The organism is Pseudomonas sp. R45(2017), assembly GCF_002112305.1.
GTDB classification, from domain to species: Bacteria; Pseudomonadota; Gammaproteobacteria; order Pseudomonadales; family Pseudomonadaceae; genus Aquipseudomonas; species Aquipseudomonas paraglycinae.
Map to the genome: position 1 here is coordinate 148174 of NZ_NEHH01000001.1, position 24247 is coordinate 172420.

Here is a 24247-nt window from a genome sequence, read left to right on the forward strand (position 1 = left end):
CTCAAAAGACTTTTACTTGTAACGGCTGGCCGCTGAACTGTGGGACAGATTGGGCGCCATCACATGACGGGCGGCAACGAAGGCTTGCCACTCGCCCGCATCGGGCAACGAAGGAATCGTGACGAGCTCGCCCTGATCCAGACCGGACAGCGCGGCATCGACCATCTCACCCGCCTCCATGACCATTTCCGCTGGAATGCCGCTGGCATCGAATCCGGAGCGTTCCCAGATTTCGGTGCGGGTCACACCGGGCAATACCGCTTGCACCTTGACCCCGGTGCCTTCCAGTTCCGCATTAAGCGTTTGGGTGAGGCTCAACACATAAGCCTTGCTGGCACTGTAGGTGGCATTGAAACGCTCAGGAAACAGGGCAACCACCGACGCAATGTTGATGATCGTGCCGCGCCCGGCGCGGGTGAACGCCGAGGCGGCTGCGGCTGCCAGCCGGGTCAGGGTCGTCACGTTCAACTGAATCAGTTTTTCCAGCTCGTCCGGGTCGGCGTTCGCCAGCAATCCGTTGACCGCTACCCCCGCATTGTTGACCAGCAGACTAATGCTGGAGTCGCTGCGCAGACGCTGCTCAAGCTTGAGCACTTCATCCTTTTGCGTCAGATCGGCCTTCAGGACTTCGACCTGTACGCCATGGGCGTCTCGCAGTTTGCTGGCCGCGGACTCCAGGCGCTCCTGATCGCGAGCCACCAGCAACAGATCAAAACCACGTGCCGCCAACCGCTCGGCATACACCGCACCAATGCCGGAAGAAGCGCCAGTGACCAGCGCCGTGCCTTGGGATTTCGGGGAATTCATGACGATACTCCTGGAATGCGTGAGGAATGAGCGACCGCTGAAAAGCAGAGGGCTTCAGTGGCTACTGAAATTATTATAGGCATAATCTTAAACCAATATGATAGCCGTAATTTTCTATTTTCCGACGGAAAGGCTGTCGCCCTCTTGCGACGCTTGAAGGAAGCGGGAAGCAAAAAGGGCCGGTCAATGACCGGCCCCTTGGCGTTGAACAATCAGCTTAGTTCACTTCCAGCTTGTCGCGATTGCGATCCAGGATCGCCTTGCCGATCCCCTTCACTTCCAGCAATTCATCCACGGACGCGAACGGCCCGTTTGTTTCACGATAAGCAACAATCGCTTTCGCCTTGGCCTCGCCCACGCCTGCCAGTTCCTTCTGCAGAGTGGCCGCATCGGCGTTGTTGAGATCGACTTTCAGGTTTTGCGACGTAGCATTGACGTCGATGACCAGCGGTGTTCCATCCACGTTCGGAGCTACTGCTGGCGCAGCAATCACGGCGATCGAGGTGCTGGTGAGAAGGGCAAATACCAGGGAGTAGAAAAAGCCGGTACGCATAGGTGACGCTCCATGAGATCAAGTTGGGAAAGCAGCTTTTCCGTAGCTGCTCTCCAAACCTAGGTCATCCCTGGCGCCTGTCAAAAATGCGTTCGTTACCAGATGTGAAACAATCAGGGTTCCAGACGGCGCTGCTGATAAATCCAATCGACGATTTCACCATCCGGAGAATAGCCACTGACCGTCTCACGCAGGAGCTGACGGACTCGCGAGTAGTCGTCCCGCTCGATCGCAACCAGCAACTGATTCAGTTTTTCCTTGAGCAGATCCCAGTCCAGATAGTCTTCGTTGGCAGTCATGATCATTGGATGAGAGGTCGCTGACACGTTGTCGCCGATCAGCAATTCTTCGTAGAGCTTTTCTCCCGGACGCAGGCCGGAAAACTCGATATCGATATCACCGTGCGGGTTTCTTTCCGAACGCACGCTGAGACCAGACAGGTGAATCATCTTCTCCGCCAGCTCAACGATCTTCACCGGCTCTCCCATGTCGAGGACGAAGACATCCCCCCCTTGCCCCATCGAACCCGCCTGGATGACCAATTGGGCAGCTTCAGGGATTGTCATGAAGTAGCGTGTGATCTTCGGGTGCGTAACGGTGAGCGGCCCACCCGACTTGATCTGCTTGTGAAAAAGCGGGATCACCGAACCGGAGGAGCCCAGTACGTTACCGAATCTCACCATGGTGAAACGGGTCTTGTTGACTTGAGACACGCACGCCTCATCACCGAACAGCACCGGGGCTTTCTCACGACTGAGTGCCTGCAGCGTCAGTTCCGCAAGGCGCTTGGTGCTCCCCATCACGTTGGTTGGGCGTACGGCCTTGTCTGTAGAGATGAGCACGAAATTGGCAACACCCGCCTGCAAGGCAGCCTGCGCGGTGTTTAGGGTGCCAATGGCGTTGTTCAACACGCCCTCGGCGATGTTGTGTTCGACCATCGGTACATGTTTGTAGGCTGCGGCATGGTAAACCGTATCGACATGCCAGGTTTTCATCACGTCGAGCAGCTTGTTTTCATCCCGGACGGAACCGAGGATCGGAAGCAGTTTCACAGACAGGGATTCGCGAGAGATCCTCTGCTCCAGCTCGGAAAGAATACTGTAGAGATTGAACTCGCTGTGTTCGAACAACAAAAGAGTGGTCGGCTGCAACTCAAGAATCTGACGGCACAGTTCAGAGCCGATTGATCCACCGGCGCCCGTTACCATGACGACCTGGCGAGTGATGCAGTGCTCCAGCAGATCATCCTGGGCGGGCACGGCATCGCGCCCCAGCAGATCCGCGATATCCACCTCCTGGATATCATCGACCTTGACGCGTCCGCTGGCCAAATCCATGAATCCCGGAACACTGCGAACGTGCAGGGGAAACTTTTCAAGATAACTGAGAATCTCACGACGCCGGCCGCGGTTGGCGGAAGGGATCGCCAACAGAATTTCCTGAGCGCCAGTCGTATCGATCATTTGCTGAATATGCTTGGGCTTGAAAACCTGCAAGCCTGCAATCACACGGCTGGCAATACTGCCATCGTCATCGATGAACGCTACCGGACGCATCGCACGCCCCATGCGCAAGGCAGCGACCAACTGGTTGCCTGCTGCGCCGGCGCCATAGACAGCGACCCGTGGCAAGCCATCGTCGATATTGGCAAATGGAACGTGTTGAGCCGCGACAAACCAGTCGCCGGAAAAATACTGTCGCATCGCAACGCGCAGGCCGCCGATCATCACAAGACTGAGCCACCAGTAATTGAAAATGATGGATCTGGGCACGATGGTTTGATGATTGCTGTACCAGTAGACCACTACGCCGAGAATAAGCGAGGAAAGCGTCACCGCTTTAACGATAGCGATCAGTGCGTCGTTACCGACATAACGCATGACCGCGCGATACATGCCGAATCGAATGAAGAGGGGAATAGCCACTACGGGGGCGCTGAAAAACAACCAGAGGTGCTGTTGAATGGGACTGTTGAGTTCGTCTATTCCCAGACGTACGACAAACGCCATCCACAGAGAAAGCCAGACCAGAAAAACATCGGCAATTACCTGCAAGACCCGCTTGCGTCGGCGAGGAAGGGCTAACAAAACTGCTCTGATATTATCCATAAACGTATCAAACACCCCTTCAAGCTCCTGAAACCGAGAAAAACTATTGCCCATAGACTCAAAATTGAAACGCTCAGATACACAATGCTTCGACCCCGAAGCTTTTGTCCTTCGCTCCTTGTATGGGTCTTTGTGTCGGCGTCATGATACCTAGGTTCTGGCAAAAATCCCTTTAAAACCCTCTGTCTGGATAAAAATGGCCTGCCGCTGATTGCCGACAGTCATGGCAGAAAATCAAAAACCGCCAGTATTCGGCCAATGCATTGCATTGACTGCCAGAGGTACCGATCGTCAGGTCGGCATCAGCCGCATGTCACTTCAAGGACGAGAGTGATCGATACAACGTACCGAAACCGATACATTCGACGTCCCTTCATGGCTTCAGACCTCTTGAAGCCTGATGGACAGCAAAAACGAGAGACCGCGATCCGCAACGCCACAACCTTGGAAAGCGTCGCGCAAAGAAGGCTATAATCGGCGTCGCATTTACATGCGGCACGTTCGATACCGACTAACAGCGGCTTCCAGACGCGCTGATTCATTTCAATTCCCAAGACATGCACGGTTAACACAAACTGAGCGGTTGCCCCTGATGACAAAGATGTCTCTCGACAATGTCGATTACGCCAAAGGAATTACACAGGCTCCCTGCGAGCGACTATTCATGGGAAAAACGCGCTCGCGCGCTCATGAGGGCAAACTGCGCATGCTCTCGGGTCTCCTCCTGGACAAGCGTCCCGACGGTCGATCGACCACGCTGCTCAAGGCATGACTCTGCCCTGCGTGCAATAGCGGCTTCCTGGGTAACGATAAGATACGTCAGACAGTGCAAGATGCCGGAAACGAATCAATCCCGACCAGAAAGCCCATTACCCCTTGAGCGCAACATGTACAGAACATCAATAAACCCGATGAACCTATATAAGACCTGCGGGCTTCAGCATGCCGGTTGAATTACGCGTCATTAGGCTAAACCAAGGAAGAACGGCTCAGTGAGTTATCCAATCGTCCCTCTGCGGACAAGTGGTACGGCATGTACACGCGGTAAATTTCATTTATTTTCAATAGCGGTGTTGTGATGACTTTGAAAACGTTATGTGTGTTCGGCACGCGCCCTGAAGCGATCAAAATGGCTCCCCTGGCGCTGAGCCTTGCTGCCGACGAACGCTTCGAAGCCAAAGTGTGCGTGACCGGTCAGCATCGCCAGATGCTCGACCAGGTACTGGATCTGTTCGAGATCAAGCCCGACTTTGATCTGAACATCATGAAGCCGGGCCAGGATCTGACCGACGTCACCACGGCAATCCTGCAAAGCATGAAAAAGGTCTTTGCCGAATACAAGCCGGATATCGTTCTGGTACATGGCGATACGGCAACCACGTTTGCAACGACACTGGCGGCCTACTACCAGCAGATCCCGGTTGCTCATGTCGAGGCGGGGTTGCGTACCGGCAATCTCTATTCGCCTTGGCCGGAAGAGGCTAACCGCAAACTTACCGGCGCACTGGCAGCGGTCCACTTCGCTCCTACCGAGACCTCCAGACAAAACCTGCTCAAGGAAGGCGTAGCGGAAGCTTCGATTCACGTGACCGGGAACACGGTCATCGACGCCCTGCTGGACGTTGTTTCACGCGTCAGCAACACAGCCTCTCTGCAACAGGCTTTCCACGAGCAGTTTTCGTTCATCGGTGAAGGCAAGCGAGTAATCCTCGTCACCGGCCACCGCCGTGAAAGCTTCGGCGACGGCTTCGAGAACATCTGCAAGGCACTGGCCACTACCGCGAAAGCCTTTCCGGACGTCGAGATTGTCTACCCTGTGCATCTGAATCCGAATGTACGGGAGCCTGTGAATCGTCTTCTGGCAGGCATCGGAAACATCCACCTGATCGAGCCTCTGGAATACTTGCCGTTTGTCTGGCTGATGAATCGCTCTTACCTGATCCTCAGCGACTCGGGCGGCATTCAAGAGGAAGCCCCCTCGCTCGGCAAGCCGGTCCTGGTGATGCGTGATACAACGGAGCGCCCGGAAGCTGTTGAGGCAGGTACCGTAAAACTTGTCGGTACTGCCGTAGACGCAATTACAAGCAACTTGAGCCGCCTGCTGACTGACTCTGATGCCTACGAGCAGATGAGCTACGCTCACAATCCCTACGGTGATGGGAAGGCTTGTGCTCGCATTCTCGAAACTCTTTCCAAAATCCAATAAGGCCAACGTATGAGCTTTGAAACTGTTTCTGTGGTCGGTCTCGGCTACATTGGACTGCCAACGGCAGCCGTTTTCGCCGCCCGCAAGAAAAAGGTGATTGGCGTCGATGTAAACCCCCGCGCTGTCGAAACGATCAATCGCGGTGAAATCCATATCGTCGAACCAGACCTGGATATCGTCGTCCACGCAGCCGTGACCGAAGGTTTCCTGCGGGCCACCACCGTCGCCGAACCGGCAGATGCGTTCATGATCGCCGTTCCTACGCCTTTCAAAGGCGACTATGAGCCCGATCTTGCCTACATCGAATCCGCCAGCAAATCCATCGCTCCGGTTCTGAAGAAAGGCGATCTGGTCATTCTCGAGTCCACTTCTCCAGTGGGTGCGACCGAACAGATGTCCGCGTGGCTGGCAGAGGCCCGCCCGGACCTGACCTTCCCGCAAACCCATGGCGAAGAGTCCGACATTCGTATCGCACACTGCCCCGAGCGCGTTCTGCCGGGTCACGTACTGCGTGAACTGATCGAGAACGATCGCATCATTGGCGGCATGACATCGAAATGCTCCGCAGCTGCCGTGCAACTGTACAAAACTTTCGTTGAAGGCGAGTGCATCATCACGGACGCCCGCACCGCCGAAATGTGCAAACTGACCGAAAACAGCTTCCGTGACGTGAATATTGCATTTGCGAACGAGCTTTCGATCATATGCGACAAGCTGGGTATCAGCGTCTGGGAATTGATCCGTCTGGCCAATCACCACCCACGAGTGAACATTCTGCAACCCGGCCCGGGTGTCGGTGGCCACTGCATCGCCGTGGACCCATGGTTCATTGTCAGCAAGACTCCGGAGCAGGCGCGCCTGATCCGCACAGCTCGTGAAGTGAACGACAGCAAGCCGCAATGGGTGATCGACCAGGTCCAGCAAGCCATCGGCAAGCACCTGCAGGCAAACCCGGACAAGACGGCCAAGGACGTTACAGTCGCCTGCTTCGGATTGGCCTTCAAACCGGATATCGACGACCTGCGTGAAAGCCCGTCCAAGGCAATCACTTTGAAAATTGCCGATGCTCATCCGGGCAAGGTACTGGCCGTCGAACCCAATATCGATCAATTGCCTGCCAACATGGAAGGCAAAGTCACTCTCTGCGATATCGACAGCGCACTGGCTCAAGCAGATGTGATTGTTCTGCTTGTCGACCACAAGCAATTCAAGTCGATCCCGCAAAGCAGCCTGGCGCGTGCAGAGCGAGTCGATACGCGCGGTATCTGGAACTGACCACTTATCGAAACTGAGCGCAGGACCAGGTGTCTCCATGAGTCACCGGGTCCTGCGCACTTCGTTGCTTCGATGAAAACTCCGATGATCATGTGCTCGAATTAGTCATGATGAGATTGAAGAAGGTTGAGACATGGTCAATCTGCTGATTCAGGCGCTGACACTGATTAGTGGCCTGGTAGTAAACTTTGTTATTCCTGGTTTATATGGACTTGAAGCCTATGGCGAGTTCATCAAAGCCAACGTGCTGGTTTTTTTATTTCAGAAACTGCTGGACATCATCAACGAACAACTTCTTGCAAGCGTTGAACCTGAACACATCCTTGTCACTTCCTTATTTATGGCAAGCCTGATCTTCCTGCTCTTCAGCGGACTAAGTCAGTTGACGGATCTGGGCAATCCCTTGCTGCTCAGCGTCATGCTGCTTAGTTCAGCCTGCCTGCTGTCACTTTTCGGACTGCGACTCTACCGCTGGATCGTCGGGTATCTGATTCTGTTTCTGGGGGTTTTCTTCGCCGCCCTGTTTGTCAGCCATCAGAACATCTGGCCGCTGAGCATCGTGGACATCCTGTGCCTGACCAACCTGATCCCTTGTCTGCTGGCACTGGTTGCGCTGTTTACTCACGGAGCAAAACTACCGCTTGGCAAGCAGCTGGGCTCAACGCTCTGGCAGGTCATTACCCTTCTGCCGCGCATGATCTCCATCACGCTGTTCTTCAACCTGTTCACCAACATACTACCTTACATACTCTCGAAGATCCTGCCGGTTCGTGAGCTGGGACTGTTTCGCGTGATTGTGTCGATCATTCAATCCGCAACCAGTCTTTTCCCCATCAACGTCAGGGCAGTATTTGTTTCGTTCATATCCGGAGGGCAGCGCCAGGAGCAATACCGGATCATCATGTCGATCGCCGTGATGTACTTCGCGCTCGTGGGGTTGTTCGGTTATTTCGTATCGTGGCTCTTTCCCAAATATTCGGGCTATCTGGCCCTGCTCCCCTGCTTGCCGGTTCTCTACTGGGCGGTGGTGACGGAGCGATATCTCATTGCCTCGGGATTTCACCGCAGGGTCATCGCGATAAACGTATCACTGGGTTGTATCGCTGTGGTCTGCATGGTCTTTTTCGTGCAGGGACTTGAGGCCGCAAAAGTATTCTATGCACTGGGGTTCTCCGCTTACCTGCTGACACTGCACCTGTTCTGTCGCCCCGGCATCCAGCTTCCGGTGATTTTCTGGGTGGCAATACTTTCCCCCCTTTCTATAGTCATGGCCAACGTCAGCCTGATCTGGGGCATTTTCTATATGTGCTCCCTGTTGATCATCGCAACCTGGACTCTCCGTCTGCGCCTGGCAGATTTCCGTAAATTGAGGTTTTGAGAATGAACGCAGTCACGCTTTATCGTATTGGACACTGGTTCTATCAACGAAAGATCCCGGTTATTCCGATGCTCATTCGAAATTTCATTTTCCTGATCTTCAATTCGTATGTCCCCGTTTCGGCAAGCATTGGCAAAGGCTCGATCTTCGCTTATGGCGCCATCGGCGTTGTGCTTCACGCAAACGCCAGGATCGGTAGCGGCTGCGTGCTGGGCCAGGGCATCACGATCGGTGCGGCGGAAGGCTTTGCATCCAGCGAAATAAACAAGTGCCCCGTGATTGGCGACAACTGCTATATCAGTGCAGGCGCAAGAATAATCGGCGACATCAAGATCGGGAACAACTGCCAGATTGGCGCGTCCGCCGTCGTACTGAAGGACGTACCAGACAACTCCGTGGTTGTTGGAATTCCCGCTCGAATTGTTGGCCAGACATCTGCTGATTTCAAAGCAATTCGTCCGCGGAAGATGGCCGGAGAATAATGATGAAAGAATCATATTTTAATAAAAACAGTTGCGCGATTGCTGCCGGCGCGGGCACTGCCATTCTTCTTTCACAAGATCCTGGCGCTGCGTTCTACATCGGTACCGCCGGCGTTCTTCTCCTTATTCTCATGGCACTGAAATCGCCTTGGCACGGTTTGCTGGCGCTCTTTCCAATGGCATTTGCCATGCGTCCGGCGCCACCCTCACTGGGCCTGCAGGAGCTATCATTTGCAGCATTGCTGGCCACCGTTTTTGCAGGCAGCCTGCTGCAGCTCCTGCGCACGTACACGTTAAAAGATGCACTGAAGGTATTCGCAGCTCCCCTGCTGGTCGGTCTCCTTATATTGGGCACCAACCTGGCAGTTGCCATGCACAATCACGTTCCCCTCGCCGACTGGGTGAGGGGCGTCATTCCCTTCCTGTTCATCTACGCATTGATCCCTGTCTGCATATTGGTCAGTCAGGATCAAACGCGTATTCACTGGGTAGGCGGCTCAGTAGCGACGCTGGTCTTTCTGACCGCCGGATATATCGTTTTTTACTACTTCTACCAAGGCATCTGGAGACCCTACTGGATCGACCCTGCAGACGCTCAGGCCATCAAACTTACAAAAGAAGCCGCCTTGCACAATGCCAATGCTATCGGCCCCATGCGCGACCGTATAACCATGGTTCTGGCGCAAGCGACCGACAGTCTGCTGCCCGTGGGAATGGCGGCCGGATTTGTCACTTGCATCCTGTCGCGGCAAAAGCAGATCACCGCTGTCGGTGCCTTGATGTCTCTGCTTTGCATGACCGCCGTACTGATCACTTTCACCCGCAGCATGCTGTTGAGCGCACTGCTGGTGATGATGCTTTTTTCCGCCTTCGTTTTTGTGTTTCACGCCCAACTGCGAAAAAAATTGATGGTGAGCGCCACCGCTCTGGGCATCTGCGCGCTGCTGTTCATTTTCGCTACAGGCATGCAGCAGATCTGGCTCGGCAGGATGAGCCTGCTGATCGAGTCTGGCATAGAGACAATCGTTAACTGGAAGCCAAGTGAAGAATCAAAAGCCGGCGACGATGGCATGTTGCAACCCATCGTTCCAACAAAGGAAAATGCCGACTTCAACGTCTCTTCGCGCGTTGTAGAGTATGGCATTGCATGGGACATGTTTAAGTCGCACCCGGTAGCGGGTAACGGACTGGGCATCAAACACGAAATGCGCTGGGAAACATCCAGCGGGGAATCGTTTACCCAATGGGTCGCTTATATTCACAACTGGCCGCTCTATACCTTGATGGTCGGTGGCCTGCTGGGAATCATTACTTATGCGCTGGTCCTGCTGGGCCCGATTGTCCTTCGAGTGACCTCGCTCAGAGTCGAGCCAGCCCACTGGACGATACTGCGATCCGTGGTATTGACCATGGCCATCTACGGCTTGTTTTTCGCCGTTTTCCGCCTGATCACCTTCAACTTGCTGCTCGCTACAGCCTGGGGCCTGATTCTCACCCAAGCGCTCTCGCGAGCGCCGAAAGTTCAAAACGACAGGAAGAGTGTTGATACAGGCGAGGCTTCACCCTCACCGTCGTCGCCTGTGCAAAACACCGCCAATCAAGAAAATATGGAGCTCAAGGCATAATGTGCGGTTTAAGTTTCTTTTGTGTTAAGCAGTCCGCGTCCGACACCAACCTCCAGTTGGAAGCGAGTCTTGCCGTCACAAAACATCGTGGACCGGATGCCTCTGGAACATACTTCACTACCGTTGCGGACTTCCAGATAGGACTCGGTCACAACCGACTGAGCATTCTGGATCTGACAGCCGCCGGCAGCCAGCCCATGCATGCCGGGAATGGCATCAGCATCATTTTCAACGGCGAAGTCTTCAACCATCACGAGTTGAGGGACGACCTTGTCAAGAAGGGTTATACCTTCAACGGCACGTCCGATACCGAAGTCATCCTGAAGCTGTATGTCGAATACAAGGAACAGGCATTCAAGCAACTGCAAGGAATGTTTTCGCTGGTCATTCTTGACGAGAATGCCAGGAAGTTCTTTCTGGTCAGAGATGTCGTGGGCATCAAGCCGGTTTATTACTATTCAAGCGCCAATGGTTTTTATGCCTGCTCGGAAATACGCGGTCTGAAAAGCTATCCAGAGGTTGTTGCTGAGATCGATAACGATGACGTGTTCGAGTTCTTCAACAATGGGTTCATCTACGAGCCCAACACCGGTTACAAGGCAATCAAGAAAGTACAGCCGGGAACCTATATCGAATTTGACCTGACCACCGGTGCCCGTACAACCGTACGCTACCAGGACATCATCAACTTCAATACTCAACGGTCCATTGCCGACACCATCGAGTCTGCGGTCACCCGTCAATTGGAAGCTGATGTTCCGGTAGGGGTGTTCTTCAGCGGCGGCGCCGACTCCAGCATTCTTGCGAACTACACAGGAGCTGCGGACCTGTTTTTCGCGAAATACGAAGAAACCGAAGACTCCGCGGTGGACATGAAGTTTTCTGCCGAGATCGCCAAGCACTTGGGCAAAGAACTTAAAGTTACCGAAATTCTCGACGCGAACGACAATCCGTTTGAATCCATCGACTTCGTCGCCAAAAATACTGAAGAGCTAGTGTCGGATTATACGTTCTGGGCCACCTATCGACTGTCCGACGAGGCCAGGAAGAGCGGATATACCGTAATGCTCAGCGGAATGGGTGGCGACGAAGCGTTTGCCGGATACCCCCGATACAAGGTCCTCAAGCACCACAATCTGATCCGCGCGGTCTACCCGCTGCTCAAATCGTTGCTGAAGCTCAATCTTTTCCCGAAAAAACTCGACAAGAAGTTCGAGCGACTCGTCTCGTACGCCCAGGAAAGTTATTGGCCGCTGGCGTATTCGCGGATGCTCGGCTATTTCTCAAAACAGGAACTCAGCAATTTCTTCTCCAACTACTCGACACTGGAAAACACGTACAAACAGCGCCTGGACAATGTGCTGACCCAGTACAAAGGCGATGTGGACGATAAAGTGAAATGCGCACAGCATTTCGACATGACCGGGTTCCTGAGTCACAACCTGGGCGTTTCCGACAAGGCAAGCATGCTGGCAAGCATCGAACTCAGAGTGCCGTTGCTGGATGAGCGCGTCGTTGCCAACGGGTTCGCAACCTCCAGTGCCGATCTGTTGAAAGACGGCGCGCCTAAAGCACCGCTCAAGACGCTCTTGAAAAGCCTGCTCCCCTCCACGCTGGTCAACCGTCCGAAAACCGGGTTCAACCCTCCTCTGGACGGGATCATTCTGCGCCTGGGTGCGGAACGCCTGGCATCTGAATTCCAGCGAATCTATCAATTCCTCAATCGCGAGGAAGTTGAGCGGCTGATAAAGAGTCACTTTTCCGGTGTCGCCAATAACACCTACAAACTCTGGCAACTTCTGTATTTTGAACGCTGGCTCAAATTCAACTTCGCTTGAGTAGCTCGAAAATACATTACAACGAATCAACCATTTGAATCAGTGACTCATATGCGCAACGCACGGATAGCCCGGCTCACAAAGCTCTACCACACTGCCAAAGTGCTGCGACCGGAGCAGATTCTCTATCGAATCTACTATCGTTTTGCCAAGATCAAACCGTATGCCGCAACACCGGCGAGCAAGAACCCGTCCTTTGATCTGGCCAATCCACCTCGCTGGAATTCATCGCGCATAACCGAAGACGGGCAGTTCGACTTCATGGGCAGCAAGGCGGCCATCGAATGGCACAACGAGGCGCTGCCAAAGATCTGGCAATACAATCTGCATTATCTGGATCACCTGACCGCCCGCCAGGAACATGATTCATCCCTGTCGGAAACGGATCTGGTCAACAGCTGGATCACGGCCAACCCGCCGTTCGCCGGCTGTGGCTGGGAACCTTATACGCTGTCCCTCAGGATCGTTAACCTGGTCAAGTGGTTGCAAATGCAGCCGCATCTGGATCAGCGCTGGCTGGAAAGCCTGGCAGTGCAGACACACGCACTGTCACAACGGATTGAATATCACATCCTCGCAAATCACTTGTTCGTGAATGGCAAGGCGCTGGTTTTCGCGGGCAGCTTTCTGCAGACCGGGGAGGCCGAGAACTGGCTGAAAACCGGACTGAAGATTCTGGACAGAGAGGTGAAGGAGCAATTCCTGACAGATGGGGCGCATTTCGAACTGTCGCCCATGTACCACGCCTCGTTGCTTTGGGACATGTGCGACCTGCTCAATCTGGCACTCAATGCCAAAATCGACGCACTGAAAAGCCGTGCACCCGAGTGGCGCCGAGTGATCGAGCAAGGAATCATCTGGCTGCGCAGCATGCAGCATCCTGATGGCGAAATCCCCTTCTTCAATGATTGCGCCTTCGGCATTGCTCCTGCCCTGCGCGACATCGAAGGTTATGCCGCCTTGCTGGGTTGCCAGCCAACGGCAGACGCAGCGGACACTTCTTCGATCGGTGCCATTTGCCATGCCGAAAGCGGGTTTGCGCACATAGCGTTCGGTGAGGGCAGCAAAGCACTCTTGAACTTTGCACAAGTCGCTCCCGTTTATCAGCCCGGCCATACTCACGCAGATACGTTGAGCTTCGAGTTGAGCGTATTCGGGCAGCGAGTATTCGTTAACTCCGGCACATCGCAATACGGCGAGGACAGCGAGCGTCATCGTCAACGCAGTACCGCCGCTCATAACACCGTAGAGATCGATGGCGAAAACTCCTCGGAGGTCTGGGCCGGCTTCAGGGTCGCCCGCCGCGCCCGCGTCAGCCTGAGCACCTTCGAGAGCACCGGTGAATCCGTTCGCATCGTTTGCTCACATGACGGCTACCAGCGCCTGAAGGGCAAGAACCTTCACACGCGGGAGTGGAACGCCACCAGGAACACGCTACAGATCAACGATTCGGTAACGGGCGCCTTTGACAAGTCGATCGCAAGATTCCACCTGCACCCCGAGGCGTCAGTGACTCAGAATGACAACGGCCTGACAATCACCCTGGCTTCTGGAGAGACAGTCTCTGTCTCCATCTCGGGCGCGGCATGCATCAGCATTGCGAACACAACCTGGCACCCGGAGTTCGGCAAGTCCGTGGCGAACCAATGCATCGTTGTCGAACTATCGTCAGACACACTTATTACCCGCGTAACGTGGTGAGGCTTATTTGAAACTTTTAGTCCTGAGTTTTTATTATCAGCCGGATCTGTCCGCCGGCTCATTCCGCACCACGGCACTGGTAAAGGCATTGCTGGATAAATTGCCGGCTGATGCCCATATCGAACTGATCACGACACTGCCCAATCGCTACAGCTCATTCAGCAGCGAAGCGCCCGAGCTTGAAGAACATCCGCGCCTGACCATACGCCGTATCGCCCTGCCCGCTCACAAAAGCGGGATGGTCGATCAGGCAAAAGCGTTTCTGGTCTACGCCAGACATGTGCGCAACTTCGCTCGCGGCAAGCACTACGACCTTGTTTATGCAACGTCTTCACGCCTGATGACCGCAACACTTGGAGCCGTCATTGCCCGCAGCAAGAAAACACCACTGTACCTCGACATCCGTGACATTTTCGTGGACACCATCAAGGACGTTCTATCCGGGAAGATGGTGCGGTTCATCAAACCGATCCTCTCGTTGCTCGAACGCTTCACGATAAAGTCGGCGCGCAAAGTCAACCTGGTCTCAGCAGGCTTTCTTCCTTACTTCAAATCCAGATACCCGGACCAGAAGTATTCGCTGTTTACCAACGGTATCGATGACGAATTCCTCAACCTGCCGATTGTGAACACCGAAGACAACCAGGACCGCATTCTGGATGTGGTGTACGCAGGAAACTTCGGGGAAGGTCAGGGCCTTCACAACATCATCCCTCAACTGGCAAAACGCCTTGAAGGAAAGGTGCGATTCAAGGTAATCGGTGATGGCGGCCGACTGGCTGCATTGAAAGACGCCATCAATGCGTCCAAGTGCAACAATGTCGACCTGCTGAGCCCGGTCAAACGCGACGAACTGATCGGCGTCTACCAATCAGCGGACATATTGTTTCTGCACCTGAATGACTACGATGCATTTCGTAAAGTATTGCCGTCCAAGCTGTTCGAATATGCTGCCCTGGGAAAACCGATCTGGGCGGGCATTGCAGGCTACGCGGCAGAGTTTGTGACCGAGCACATCGAAAATGCATCGGTATTTGCACCTTGTGATGTCGATGCGGCGGTCGAATCCTTCGAAAGACTGACGATCTCCACGACCCCACGCGCGGCCTTTATCGATCGGTTCTCCAGAGCGAATATCATGCGCGACATGGCTGTAGATGTAATCTCCACATCGGAAGTTTCCTGATCATGCGAATTCTACTTACAGGCGCAACGGGCTTTGTGGGACGCGGCCTGACACCTCTGCTGCTGGAGCAGGGTCATGAGGTTACCGCTGCCGTTCGCAAAAACTCGAATGAGCTCGACTCCCGTGCAACTCAGGCGCTGATCAGCGATCTGTCCAGCGAGCAGAACTGGATGTCGGTGCTGAGCGGACATGATGTCGTCATCCATTCGGCTGCCCGCGTGCATGTCATGAGCGACGAGTCATCCGACCCTCTTGCCGAATACCGCAAGACCAATGTCGAGGGCACGTTGAATCTCGCCCGGCAATCGGCTGAAGCAGGCATCCGAAGATTCATCTTCATCAGCTCAGTGAAAGTCAACGGCGAGAGCACAACCCCAGGCAACCCTTACAGCGCTGAAAGCCAACCTGTGCCTCTTGATCCCTATGGGATTTCAAAACTTGAGGCCGAACAGGGACTACGTGCGCTTTCCACAGAAACCGGGATGGAAGTAGTCATCATCCGTCCCGTACTGGTTTATGGGCCAGGCGTACAGGCCAACTTTCTCAGCATGATGCGCTGGCTCCACAAAGGCGTGCCGCTGCCATTCGGCGCACTTCACAACCGCCGCAGCCTCGTCGCACTGGACAATCTCACTGACCTGATTGCGACTTGCGTAGTCCATCCTGCTGCTGCGAACCAGACTTTCATGGTCAGCGATGGCGAAGACCTATCGACTACCATGCTTCTTCGGCGCATGGGCGCTGCGTTGGGCAAACCTGTCCGAATGCTGCCAATCCCCGGCTGGGTACTTGAAACCGGGGCATCGATGCTGGGCAAGCAAGCCCTGGCCCAACGACTGTGCGGTTCACTTCAGGTAGATATTGAAAAAACACGTACCCTTTTGAACTGGACCCCGCCCGTCTCTGTCGATGAGGCGCTGCGTAAAACGGCTAAACACTTTCTGGACCTGCGAATCAAATGAATATGTGGTGGTTATTACCGGCTTGCGCCGTCGTTGCACTGTTTCTGACCGGAGCCCTACGGCAATATGCGCTGGCTAAAAGCCTTATAGACGTGCCCAACGCCCGAAGCTCCCACGCCGTCCCCACCCCAAGAGGTGGCGGCGTTGCGATCGTTGTGAGCTTTCTGGTCGCACTGATATTGGCGACAAGCATGGGTGCCATCACCTTGCCGACGATGTGGGCATTGATGGGGGCAGGTGTCGGCATCGCAGTACTGGGCTTTCTGGATGATCACGGCCATATCGTCGCCCGCTGGCGCTTGCTGGGTCATTTCATTGCAGCCATTTGGGCACTTTACTGGATAGGCGGCTTACCACCCCTGACGGTCTTCGGATTCGTATTTGACCTGGGTTGGGTTGGCAATGTATTGGCCGCGTTTTATCTGGTCTGGCTGCTGAACCTGTATAACTTCATGGATGGTATTGATGGCATTGCCAGCGTCGAGGCGATTTTTGTTTGCCTGGGTGCAACGTTGCTTTATTGGCTGACGGGCAATGGTGTATTGGCCCTCCTCCCGCTTCTGCTTGCCTTCGCAGTGTCCGGTTTTTTGTATTGGAACTTCCCGACAGCTCGCATCTTCATGGGGGACGCTGGTAGCGGCTTCCTCGGGATCACTCTGGGCGTCCTCTCCCTGCAGGCTGCCTGGGCCGCACCACAATTGCTGTGGAGCTGGCTGATTCTGCTGGGCGTGTTTATCGTCGATGCAACCTGGACTTTGTTCCGCCGGCTGCTACGGGGAGAAAAAGTCTACGAAGCTCACCGTAGCCATGCTTATCAATTCGCTTCTCGAAAATACAAAAAGCACCTGCCCGTCACGCTGGGCGTTGCCGCGATCAATCTTTGCTGGCTGTTGCCGATTGCGCTATTGGTGGCTAACGGTTACCTGGACGGTCTGCTGGGGGTTCTGATTGCTTATGTGCCATTAGCAGCGCTGGCAGTGAAGTTCAATGCTGGAGGCAAGGAATAAGCCAGTGGTGATTTAGTATTTTGTTGCAGAAACAATTGAGGGGAAGCCATGGCTTCCCCTCTTTCATTCTGCTCAGGAAACTTAAAAAATCTAAATCGAAGGTTTGCGCCGAGCGCGTAGAGCACGACCCAATAACAGACGTAACAGAGGACCTATGATCATACCGACCAAGAGTGCCGCCAACATTACGACAGAAGCGGGTAAATGAGGTGCTTCCCAACCGAGAAACAGCAGGGATACTGTTTGCTGATTTTCAAGTACAAATGCCAGGATTACCAGAACCAGCAGCAGTAGAAATCCTCCCAAGAGGATTCGTTTGAGATTAGTCATAAACTGCTTCCCTGGTCATATCTACTATTCATCCTCTTCCTCATTCACTCGATCCCGAAGCTCTTTGCCTGGCTTGAAATGGGGAACGAACTTTCCGTCAAGACTGACAGACTGCCCTGTCTTCGGGTTGCGGCCGACTCGCGGCGCACGATAGTGCAAGGAGAAGCTGCCAAAGCCACGGATCTCGATACGATCACCTGTGGCAAGGCACTGGGACATTTGCTCGAGCATGGTCTTGATGGCCAGCTCAACATCCTTGGATGAGAGCAGCCCCTGATGGGTGACAATTCGTTCGATCAACTCCGACTTCGTCATATTTTTCCCTTCTTTTTCAAGCAGCTAGATCAGCGCTTGAAAGGTTTTAGCACGCCCGGAAGATTTTGAACAGCCCAGGGCTTGACATATCTTTCCGCTCGCCGAAACGCCCATTTTCAGGGCATCGGATCGCATGCACGCCAACGCTCACTCACCGACAAATCACCAGCATGGTTCGAGTGACATAGCCGGCAGGATTGAAACCAAAGGGAAACTCATCCTCATCCCGCGCATCATCAGATCGCGTGATCACCTTGTAACCCGCCCCCTTGCATTCCTTGGCTGCGCGCTTCTGACACCTCTCCCAGCCCGAACCCAAGCCGGAGCAGTCAACCTCGATACCGCTGACTCCGCGCACCGCATGAGTCTTGGCGCTAGTCGTACAGCCTGCCAACACCAACATACCCAACAGAACTATAAACTTGTTCATTCACATCCTTATGCCAGGCGCCTGCCCGACTACTGCGATCTTCAGACTAAGCCTAGACGCGAATAGACGATTGATCCGATTAAAGAAACAGACCGCCCGGCAAAGGAAATGGTTTCACCCGTATAACCAGAGAGCGAGGCTTACCAAATCGAAGGCACAAAAAAGGGCGACCGAAGTCGCCCTTTTTAATGATCAGACAGAACTCAGTTCTGTTTGGCCATTGCTTGACGCAGCAGTGCCGCCATGGTGGTGTCTGCTGCTTCGCCTTCCGGAGCTGCTTTCAGGCTCTGGATGGCTTCTTTCTCTTCAGCATCGTCTTTCGATTTGATCGACAGCTGAATTACGCGGCTCTTACGATCAACGCTGATGATCTTGGCTTCTACTTGCTGGCCTTCTTTCAGAACGTTGCGCGCGTCTTCAACGCGGTCACGGCTGATTTCGGAGGCTTTCAGAGTCGCTTCGATGTCATCGGCCAGAACGATGATGGCGCCTTTGGCGTCAACTTCTTTCACGGTGCCAGTAACGATTGCGCCTTTGTCGTTAACCGAGACGTACTCGGAGAACGGATCGCTTTCCAGTTGCTTGATACCCAGGGAGATACGCTCACGCTCCGGGTCAACCGACAGGATAACGGTGTCCAGCTCGTCGCCCTTCTTGAAACGACGTACGGCTTCTTCGCCCACTTCGTTCCAGGAGATGTCGGACAGGTGAACCAGACCGTCGATGCCGCCGTCCAGACCAATGAAGATACCGAAATCGGTGATCGACTTGATGGTGCCGGAGATCTTGTCGCCCTTGTTGAACTGGCCAGAGAAGTCTTCCCATGGGTTCGACTTGCACTGCTTGATGCCCAGGGAGATACGACGACGCTCTTCGTCGATGTCCAGAACCATGACTTCCACTTCGTCGCCGACTTGTACGACTTTCGAAGGGTGGATGTTCTTGTTGGTCCAGTCCATTTCCGAAACGTGTACCAGACCTTCAACGCCTTCTTCCAGCTCAGCGAAGCAGCCGTAGTCGGTCAGGTTGGTTACACGAGCGGTAACACGAGTGCCTTCTGGGTAACGGGCTTTGATAGCAACCCATGGATCTTCGCCCAGTTGTTTCAGGCCCAAGGAAACACGGTTGCGTTCGCGATCGTATTTCAGAACCTTGACATCGATTTCGTCACCAACGTTGACGATCTCGGAAGGATGCTTGATGCGCTTCCAGGCCATGTCGGTGATGTGCAGCAGGCCGTCCACGCCACCCAGATCGACGAATGCGCCGTAATCGGTGAGGTTTTTGACGATACCTTTGACTTGCTGACCTTCCTGCAGGGATTCCAGCAGAGCTTCACGCTCGGCGGAGTTCTCGGCTTCCAGGACGCTGCGACGGGAAACGACAACGTTGTTGCGCTTCTGGTCCAGCTTGATGACCTTGAATTCCAGCTCTTTGCCTTCCAGGTGCGTGGTGTCGCGCACTGGACGGACGTCAACCAGGGAACCTGGCAGGAACGCACGGATGCCGTTAACGTCGACAGTGAAGCCGCCTTTAACCTTACCGTTGATAACGCCCTTGACCACTTCCTCAGCTGCGAAGGCTGCTTCCAGAACGATCCAGCATTCAGCGCGCTTGGCTTTTTCACGGGACAGCTTGGTTTCACCGAAACCATCTTCAACCGAGTCCAGCGCAACGTGAACTTCGTCACCGACGTTGATGTTCAGTTCGCCAGCGTCGTTGTAGAACTGCTCCAGCGGGATCAGTGCTTCGGACTTCAGGCCAGCGTGAACGGTTACCCAGCGAGCCTGGTAATCGATATCAACGATAACACCGGTGATGATGGAGCCTGCCTGAAGGTTCAGGGTCTTTAGGCTTTCTTCAAAGAGTTCCGCAAAGCTTTCGCTCATTTTAATTCCTGTTGATTAGGGCGAAAAATACGCCCGTCTCCACATCCCAGACGATGCGGGTCAGTTTCATTTAAAGGAAGCCACCGCAGGACTATGACTGGTCCCCTGCGGCCTTCCTGGTCACCCGGCGATATCGCGAATGGCGATCTCGCTCATGATGCGTTCCAGCACCTGATCGATGGACAACTCCGTGGAATCCAGCTGTATGGCGTCGGCCGCCGGCTTGAGCGGGGCCACCGCTCGCTGGGTATCACGCTCGTCGCGCGCACGGATCTCATCTAGCAGACTCGACAGACTAACACCCTCGACTTTGCCCTTCAACTGCAAATATCGACGGCGCGCCCGCTCCTCGGCACTGGCGGTCAGGAAAATCTTCAAGGGCGCATTCGGAAATACCACCGTGCCCATGTCGCGACCATCGGCCACCAGCCCCGGCGACTCCTGAAAAGCACGCTGGCGCTGCAGCAGCGCCTCGCGCACGGCCGGCAATGCAGCCACCTGAGAAGCGCCGGAACCGACGCTTTCAGTGCGGATGACATCGCTGACTTCGTCACCTTCCAGAATGATGCGTTGCAGTTGACCGTCGGTCGCCGCGATGAACTGCACATCCAGATGAGCGGCCAGTTTCTTCAGCAGCTCTTCATTGGTCAGGTCAACACCATGGTTGTGCGCAGCAAACGCCAGCAGGCGATACAGCGCACCGGAATCCAGCAGGTTCCAGCCCAGACGCTTGGCCAGAATCCCGGCTACGGTGCCTTTGCCCGAGCCGCTTGGCCCATCGATGGTGATGACCGGAGCAATATTGTTCACGACTGAGCCTCTTGCGCCACACGAATGCCGACCTGTGCGCACAGCGCCAGGAAGTTCGGGAACGATGTCGCGACGTTGGCGCAGTCATGGATGCGGATCGGTGCCGTGGCGCGCAGCGAGGCCACGCTGAAAGCCATCGCGATACGGTGATCGCCATGACCATGCACTTCGCCGCCGCCGATCTGGCCGCCGTCGATGATGATGCCGTCCGGGGTCGGTTCGCACTTGACGCCCAGCGCCAGCAGACCGTCCGCCATGACCTGGATACGGTCCGATTCCTTGACCCGCAGCTCTTCGGCGCCGGTCAGCACGGTGCGCCCTTCGGCACAGGCCGCGGCCACGAACAGCACCGGGAATTCGTCGATCGCCAGTGGAACCAGCGCTTCCGGAATCTCGATACCCTTGAGTTTAGCCGCTCGCACGCGCAGGTCGGCAACCGGCTCGCCACCCACTTCACGCTGGTTTTCCAGAGTGATGTCGGCGCCCATCAGGCGCAGAATGTCGATCACACCGGTGCGGGTCGGGTTGATGCCGACGTGTTCGAGCACCAGCTCCGAACCTTCGGCGATCGACGCGGCCACCAGGAAGAATGCCGAAGACGAGATGTCGCCCGGCACTTCAATGTGGGTCGCGGTCAGCTTGCCGCCGGACTCAACCGATGCCGTGGCACCGTTGACGCTCACCGGATAGCCGAAGCCGCGCAGCATGCGCTCGGTGTGATCGCGAGTCGGAGCTGGCTCGGTAACGGTGGTCTTGCCTTCGGCGTACAGACCCGCCAGCAGCAGGCAGGACTTAACCTGAGCACTGGCCATCGGCATGGTGTAGGTCAGGCCTTTGAGCTTGTGACCGCCACGAATGGTCATCGGTGGACGACCCTCGGCAGCGGTTTCGATCACGGCACCCATTTCCCGGAGCGGGTTGGCGACGCGATTCATCGGACGCTTGGACAGCGAAGCATCACCGGTCAGAGTGCTGTCGAAGTCCTGCGCGGCCAGCAGGCCGGACAGCAGGCGCATCGAAGTGCCGGAGTTGCCCAGATAGATCGGGCCCGGCGCAGGCTTCAGGCCATGCAGGCCGACACCGTGGATGGTCACGCGGCCGTGATGCGGGCCTTCGATGACCACGCCCATGTCGCGGAACGCCTGCAAGGTCGCCAGGGCGTCTTCGCCCTCGAGGAAGCCTTCGACTTCGGTGACGCCTTCAGCCAGGGAACCGAGCATGATCGAACGGTGGGAAATCGATTTGTCACCCGGTACGCGAATCCGACCGGACAGGCGGCCACCAGGTTGAGCCAGGAAAATCAGATCGTTGGAATTCATAGCGTCCACATAGGCCCTGCGGGCCAGGATTTTACTGAAATGCTCGCGGGCAACCCGGGCGCGCGTGAAGACGCCCAACAATTGGTGCCCATCCCCTGCATCGACCGCGTCGCGCAAGGCGTCGAGGTCGCTGCGAAATGTATCGAGTGTGCGCAGGACAGCCTCGCGATTGGCGAGAAATATGTCATGCCACATGACCGGGTCGCTTCCGGCGATTCTTGTGAAATCACGGAAACCGCCCGCAGCGTAACGGAAGATCTCAAGGTTTTCATTGCGTTTGGCCAGCGAATCGACCAGACCGAAGGCCAGCAGGTGCGGCAGATGACTGGTCGCGGCCAGCACTTCATCGTGACGCTCGACCTGCATGTGCTCAACGTCGGCACCCAGCTCGCACCACAAGCGATCAACCACCGCCAGGGCAGCCGGATCGGTCTGCTCCAGCGGGGTCAGAATAACTTTATGACGGCGGAACAGTTCCGAGTTGGAGGCTTCCACCCCGCTCTGCTCGGAACCGGCAATCGGATGGCCCGGCACGAAACGCGCCGGCATGCCGCCGAACGCTTCGGTCGCCGCGCGCACCACATTGCCCTTGGCGCTGCCGACATCCGTCAGGATCGCCTGCCCCAGATCCATACTGGCCAGACGGGCCAGCACTTTTTCCATGGCCAGGATCGGTACCGCCAACTGGATCACGTCCGCGCCCTGGCAAGCCGCTGCCAGATCATCTTCGCAGCGATCCACCACGCCCAACTCGACCGCCAGCTTGCGCGATTGCGGATCGAGATCGACCCCGACCACTTCGCGGCACACGCCGCTTTCACGCAAACCCTTGGCAAACGAACCACCGATCAACCCCAGACCGACCACCACCAGGCGCCCGATCATAGGTGCAGCAGATTGCAGCGCAGTGACATCAACCACGAGCCAGAACCTTGCGCAGCGCTTCGAGGAAGCGGCTGTTTTCCGCCGGCAGACCGATGGTCACCCGCAGATGGTTCGGCATGCCGTAGTTGGCCACCGGACGCACGATCACGCCTTCGCGCAGCAGGCCCTGGAACACCGGAGCCGCCACCTGACCGAGGTCGACGCAGATAAAGTTGCCCCTGGAAGGAATCCAGCTCAGGCCCAGCTCGCGGAAACCCGCTTCCAGCTGTTGCATGCCGGATTCATTGAGCTGACGGCTCTGCGCCAGATACTCCTCGTCCTTCAGCGCCGCACACGCCGCGGCCAAAGCCAGGCTGTTGACGTTGAACGGCTGGCGTACACGGTTCAGCACGTCCGCCACCACCGGGGTGGACAAGCCGTAACCAACGCGCAGCGCCGCCAGACCGTAGGCCTTGGAAAAGGTGCGCGAGACCAGCAGGTTCGGGTAAGCCGCGAGGAAGTCCAGACCGTCCGGCAGATCGCTGCCTTCGGCGTATTCGATGTAGGCCTCGTCCAGCACCACCAGCACATGTTCCGGCACGTCCTGCAGGAACTCGTCCAGCGCTTCGGCGCCGAACCAGGTGCCGGTCGGGTTGTTCGGGTTGGCGATGAACACGACGCGGGTGCTGGCGTCGATGGCCGCCAGCATCGCTGGCAGGTCATGACCCCAGTCCTTGGCCGGAACGACCTTGGCCTGAGCGCCGACCGCCTGGGTCGCGATCGGGTAGACCGCGAACGCGTGCTCGCTGAACACGGCATTCAGGCCCGGCGCCAGATAGGCGCGCGCCACCAGTTCAAGAATGTCGTTGGAGCCGTTGCCCAGGGTCACCTGGTTCAGCTCGACACGGCACTGCTCGGCCAGCAGGGATTTCAGGGCAAAACCGTTGCCGTCCGGATAACGAGTCAGCTCGTCCAGCGCTTCGCGGATCGCGTCCAGCGCTTTCGGGCTGGCGCCCAACGGGTTTTCGTTGCTCGCCAGTTTGACGATGCTTGCCGGATCCAGATCCAGCTCGCGCGCCAGTTCGTCCACGGGCTTGCCCGGTACGTAGGGCGAAAGTTGTTGCACGCCCGGCTGTGCCAGAGCGAGGAAGTTGCCACTCAT

The 24247-nt window shown here is 55.7% G+C and carries 20 protein-coding genes; 10 read left to right on the forward strand and 10 right to left on the reverse strand.

All coding sequences use genetic code 11. From position 1 onward, the window contains the following. Window positions 1-12: 12 nt before the first annotated feature. From CAF74_RS00710 to CAF74_RS00720, 3 genes are all read right to left on the reverse strand, one after another. The gene (locus CAF74_RS00710) at window positions 13-807 is read right to left on the reverse strand and encodes an SDR family oxidoreductase (protein ID WP_085744991.1); all 795 of its coding nucleotides are present in this window, start codon (window positions 805-807) and stop codon (window positions 13-15) included. 217 nt (window positions 808-1024) lie between these two features. Further along, window positions 1025-1360, reverse strand: coding sequence for a helix-hairpin-helix domain-containing protein (locus CAF74_RS00715; protein ID WP_085744992.1), 336 nt, complete (start codon window positions 1358-1360; stop codon window positions 1025-1027). 113 nt (window positions 1361-1473) lie between these two features. Beyond that, the gene (locus tag CAF74_RS00720) at window positions 1474-3468 is read right to left on the reverse strand and encodes a nucleoside-diphosphate sugar epimerase/dehydratase (RefSeq protein ID WP_085744993.1); all 1995 of its coding nucleotides are present in this window, start codon (window positions 3466-3468) and stop codon (window positions 1474-1476) included. A 1078-nt stretch (window positions 3469-4546) separates the two neighbouring features. On the opposite strand from CAF74_RS00720, the gene wecB reads away from it, so the two are divergent. The 10 genes from wecB to CAF74_RS00775 all read left to right on the forward strand — a co-directional run bounded on the left by wecB (window position 4547) and on the right by CAF74_RS00775 (window position 17128). Next, window positions 4547-5674 carry a non-hydrolyzing UDP-N-acetylglucosamine 2-epimerase gene (gene wecB / locus CAF74_RS00730; protein ID WP_085744995.1) on the forward strand — a complete coding sequence of 376 codons (1128 nt, stop codon included), beginning with the start codon at window positions 4547-4549 and terminating at the stop codon, window positions 5672-5674. Window positions 5675-5683: 9 nt separating this feature from the next. Further along, a complete protein-coding gene (gene wecC, locus CAF74_RS00735; protein ID WP_085744996.1) occupies window positions 5684-6949 on the forward strand; it encodes a UDP-N-acetyl-D-mannosamine dehydrogenase in 1266 nt (421 codons plus the stop codon). A gap of 133 nt (window positions 6950-7082) precedes the next feature. Further along, window positions 7083-8327, forward strand: coding sequence for a hypothetical protein (locus CAF74_RS00740; RefSeq protein ID WP_085744997.1), 1245 nt, complete (start codon window positions 7083-7085; stop codon window positions 8325-8327). Window positions 8328-8329: 2 nt separating this feature from the next. Beyond that, window positions 8330-8809 carry a serine O-acetyltransferase gene (locus tag CAF74_RS00745; RefSeq protein ID WP_085744998.1) on the forward strand — a complete coding sequence of 160 codons (480 nt, stop codon included), beginning with the start codon at window positions 8330-8332 and terminating at the stop codon, window positions 8807-8809. Between the two features lie 2 nt (window positions 8810-8811). Next, entirely contained in the window at window positions 8812-10434 is a 1623-nt protein-coding gene (locus CAF74_RS00750; RefSeq protein ID WP_085744999.1) for an O-antigen ligase, read from the forward strand. Beyond that, on the forward strand, window positions 10434-12272 hold the full coding sequence (asnB, locus tag CAF74_RS00755; RefSeq protein WP_085745000.1) for an asparagine synthase (glutamine-hydrolyzing): 1839 nt from the start codon (window positions 10434-10436) through the stop codon (window positions 12270-12272). Before CAF74_RS00750 ends, asnB begins: the two co-directional genes overlap by 1 nt. Before the next feature lie 51 nt (window positions 12273-12323). Then, a complete protein-coding gene (locus tag CAF74_RS00760; RefSeq protein WP_085745001.1) occupies window positions 12324-13973 on the forward strand; it encodes a heparinase II/III family protein in 1650 nt (549 codons plus the stop codon). Window positions 13974-13980: 7 nt separating this feature from the next. Further along, a complete protein-coding gene (locus CAF74_RS00765) occupies window positions 13981-15159 on the forward strand; it encodes a glycosyltransferase family 4 protein (protein ID WP_085745002.1) in 1179 nt (392 codons plus the stop codon). A gap of 2 nt (window positions 15160-15161) precedes the next feature. Beyond that, the gene (locus tag CAF74_RS00770) at window positions 15162-16121 is read left to right on the forward strand and encodes an SDR family oxidoreductase (RefSeq protein ID WP_085745003.1); all 960 of its coding nucleotides are present in this window, start codon (window positions 15162-15164) and stop codon (window positions 16119-16121) included. Next, window positions 16118-17128: a glycosyltransferase family 4 protein gene (locus tag CAF74_RS00775; protein ID WP_085745004.1), complete on the forward strand. Its 1011-nt coding sequence runs from the start codon at window positions 16118-16120 to the stop codon at window positions 17126-17128. Before CAF74_RS00770 ends, CAF74_RS00775 begins: the two co-directional genes overlap by 4 nt. 90 nt (window positions 17129-17218) lie before the next feature. On the opposite strand, the gene CAF74_RS00780 is transcribed toward CAF74_RS00775, so the two are convergent. From CAF74_RS00780 to hisC, 7 genes are all read right to left on the reverse strand, one after another. Further along, window positions 17219-17458: a LapA family protein gene (locus tag CAF74_RS00780; protein ID WP_085745005.1), complete on the reverse strand. Its 240-nt coding sequence runs from the start codon at window positions 17456-17458 to the stop codon at window positions 17219-17221. A gap of 24 nt (window positions 17459-17482) precedes the next feature. Further along, a complete protein-coding gene (gene ihfB, locus CAF74_RS00785; protein WP_085745006.1) occupies window positions 17483-17773 on the reverse strand; it encodes an integration host factor subunit beta in 291 nt (96 codons plus the stop codon). A gap of 151 nt (window positions 17774-17924) precedes the next feature. Then, on the reverse strand, window positions 17925-18203 hold the full coding sequence (locus tag CAF74_RS00790) for a hypothetical protein (protein WP_085745007.1): 279 nt from the start codon (window positions 18201-18203) through the stop codon (window positions 17925-17927). Window positions 18204-18406: 203 nt separating this feature from the next. Next, window positions 18407-20092 carry a 30S ribosomal protein S1 gene (gene rpsA, locus CAF74_RS00795; RefSeq protein ID WP_039770554.1) on the reverse strand — a complete coding sequence of 562 codons (1686 nt, stop codon included), beginning with the start codon at window positions 20090-20092 and terminating at the stop codon, window positions 18407-18409. Between the two features lie 120 nt (window positions 20093-20212). Then, window positions 20213-20902, reverse strand: a complete 690-nt coding sequence (gene cmk, locus CAF74_RS00800) for a (d)CMP kinase (protein WP_085647507.1) — start codon at window positions 20900-20902, stop codon at window positions 20213-20215. Beyond that, complete coding sequence (locus CAF74_RS00805; protein ID WP_256578340.1) at window positions 20899-23106, reverse strand: bifunctional prephenate dehydrogenase/3-phosphoshikimate 1-carboxyvinyltransferase; 2208 nt, start codon at window positions 23104-23106, stop codon at window positions 20899-20901. Before CAF74_RS00805 ends, cmk begins: the two co-directional genes overlap by 4 nt. Before the next feature lie 28 nt (window positions 23107-23134). Then, window positions 23135-24247, reverse strand: a complete 1113-nt coding sequence (gene hisC / locus CAF74_RS00810) for a histidinol-phosphate transaminase (RefSeq protein WP_085745009.1) — start codon at window positions 24245-24247, stop codon at window positions 23135-23137.

Bases quoted from the DNA above. Each gene is read 5' to 3' on its own strand.
- CAF74_RS00710 (WP_085744991.1), bottom strand. From the start codon at position 807: ATGAATTCCCCGAAATCCCAAGGCACGGCGCTGGTCACTGGCGCTTCT.
- CAF74_RS00715 (WP_085744992.1), bottom strand. From the start codon at position 1,360: ATGCGTACCGGCTTTTTCTACTCCCTGGTATTTGCCCTTCTCACCAGC.
- CAF74_RS00720 (WP_085744993.1), bottom strand. From the start codon at position 3,468: ATGGATAATATCAGAGCAGTTTTGTTAGCCCTTCCTCGCCGACGCAAG.
- wecB (WP_085744995.1), top strand. From the start codon at position 4,547: ATGACTTTGAAAACGTTATGTGTGTTCGGCACGCGCCCTGAAGCGATC.
- wecC (WP_085744996.1), top strand. From the start codon at position 5,684: ATGAGCTTTGAAACTGTTTCTGTGGTCGGTCTCGGCTACATTGGACTG.
- CAF74_RS00740 (WP_085744997.1), top strand. From the start codon at position 7,083: ATGGTCAATCTGCTGATTCAGGCGCTGACACTGATTAGTGGCCTGGTA.
- CAF74_RS00745 (WP_085744998.1), top strand. From the start codon at position 8,330: ATGAACGCAGTCACGCTTTATCGTATTGGACACTGGTTCTATCAACGA.
- CAF74_RS00750 (WP_085744999.1), top strand. From the start codon at position 8,812: ATGAAAGAATCATATTTTAATAAAAACAGTTGCGCGATTGCTGCCGGC.
- asnB (WP_085745000.1), top strand. From the start codon at position 10,434: ATGTGCGGTTTAAGTTTCTTTTGTGTTAAGCAGTCCGCGTCCGACACC.
- CAF74_RS00760 (WP_085745001.1), top strand. From the start codon at position 12,324: ATGCGCAACGCACGGATAGCCCGGCTCACAAAGCTCTACCACACTGCC.
- CAF74_RS00770 (WP_085745003.1), top strand. From the start codon at position 15,162: ATGCGAATTCTACTTACAGGCGCAACGGGCTTTGTGGGACGCGGCCTG.
- CAF74_RS00775 (WP_085745004.1), top strand. From the start codon at position 16,118: ATGAATATGTGGTGGTTATTACCGGCTTGCGCCGTCGTTGCACTGTTT.
- CAF74_RS00780 (WP_085745005.1), bottom strand. From the start codon at position 17,458: ATGACTAATCTCAAACGAATCCTCTTGGGAGGATTTCTACTGCTGCTG.
- ihfB (WP_085745006.1), bottom strand. From the start codon at position 17,773: ATGACGAAGTCGGAGTTGATCGAACGAATTGTCACCCATCAGGGGCTG.
- CAF74_RS00790 (WP_085745007.1), bottom strand. From the start codon at position 18,203: ATGAACAAGTTTATAGTTCTGTTGGGTATGTTGGTGTTGGCAGGCTGT.
- rpsA (WP_039770554.1), bottom strand. From the start codon at position 20,092: ATGAGCGAAAGCTTTGCGGAACTCTTTGAAGAAAGCCTAAAGACCCTG.
- CAF74_RS00805 (WP_256578340.1), bottom strand. From the start codon at position 23,106: ATGATCGGGCGCCTGGTGGTGGTCGGTCTGGGGTTGATCGGTGGTTCG.
- hisC (WP_085745009.1), bottom strand. From the start codon at position 24,247: ATGAGTGGCAACTTCCTCGCTCTGGCACAGCCGGGCGTGCAACAACTT.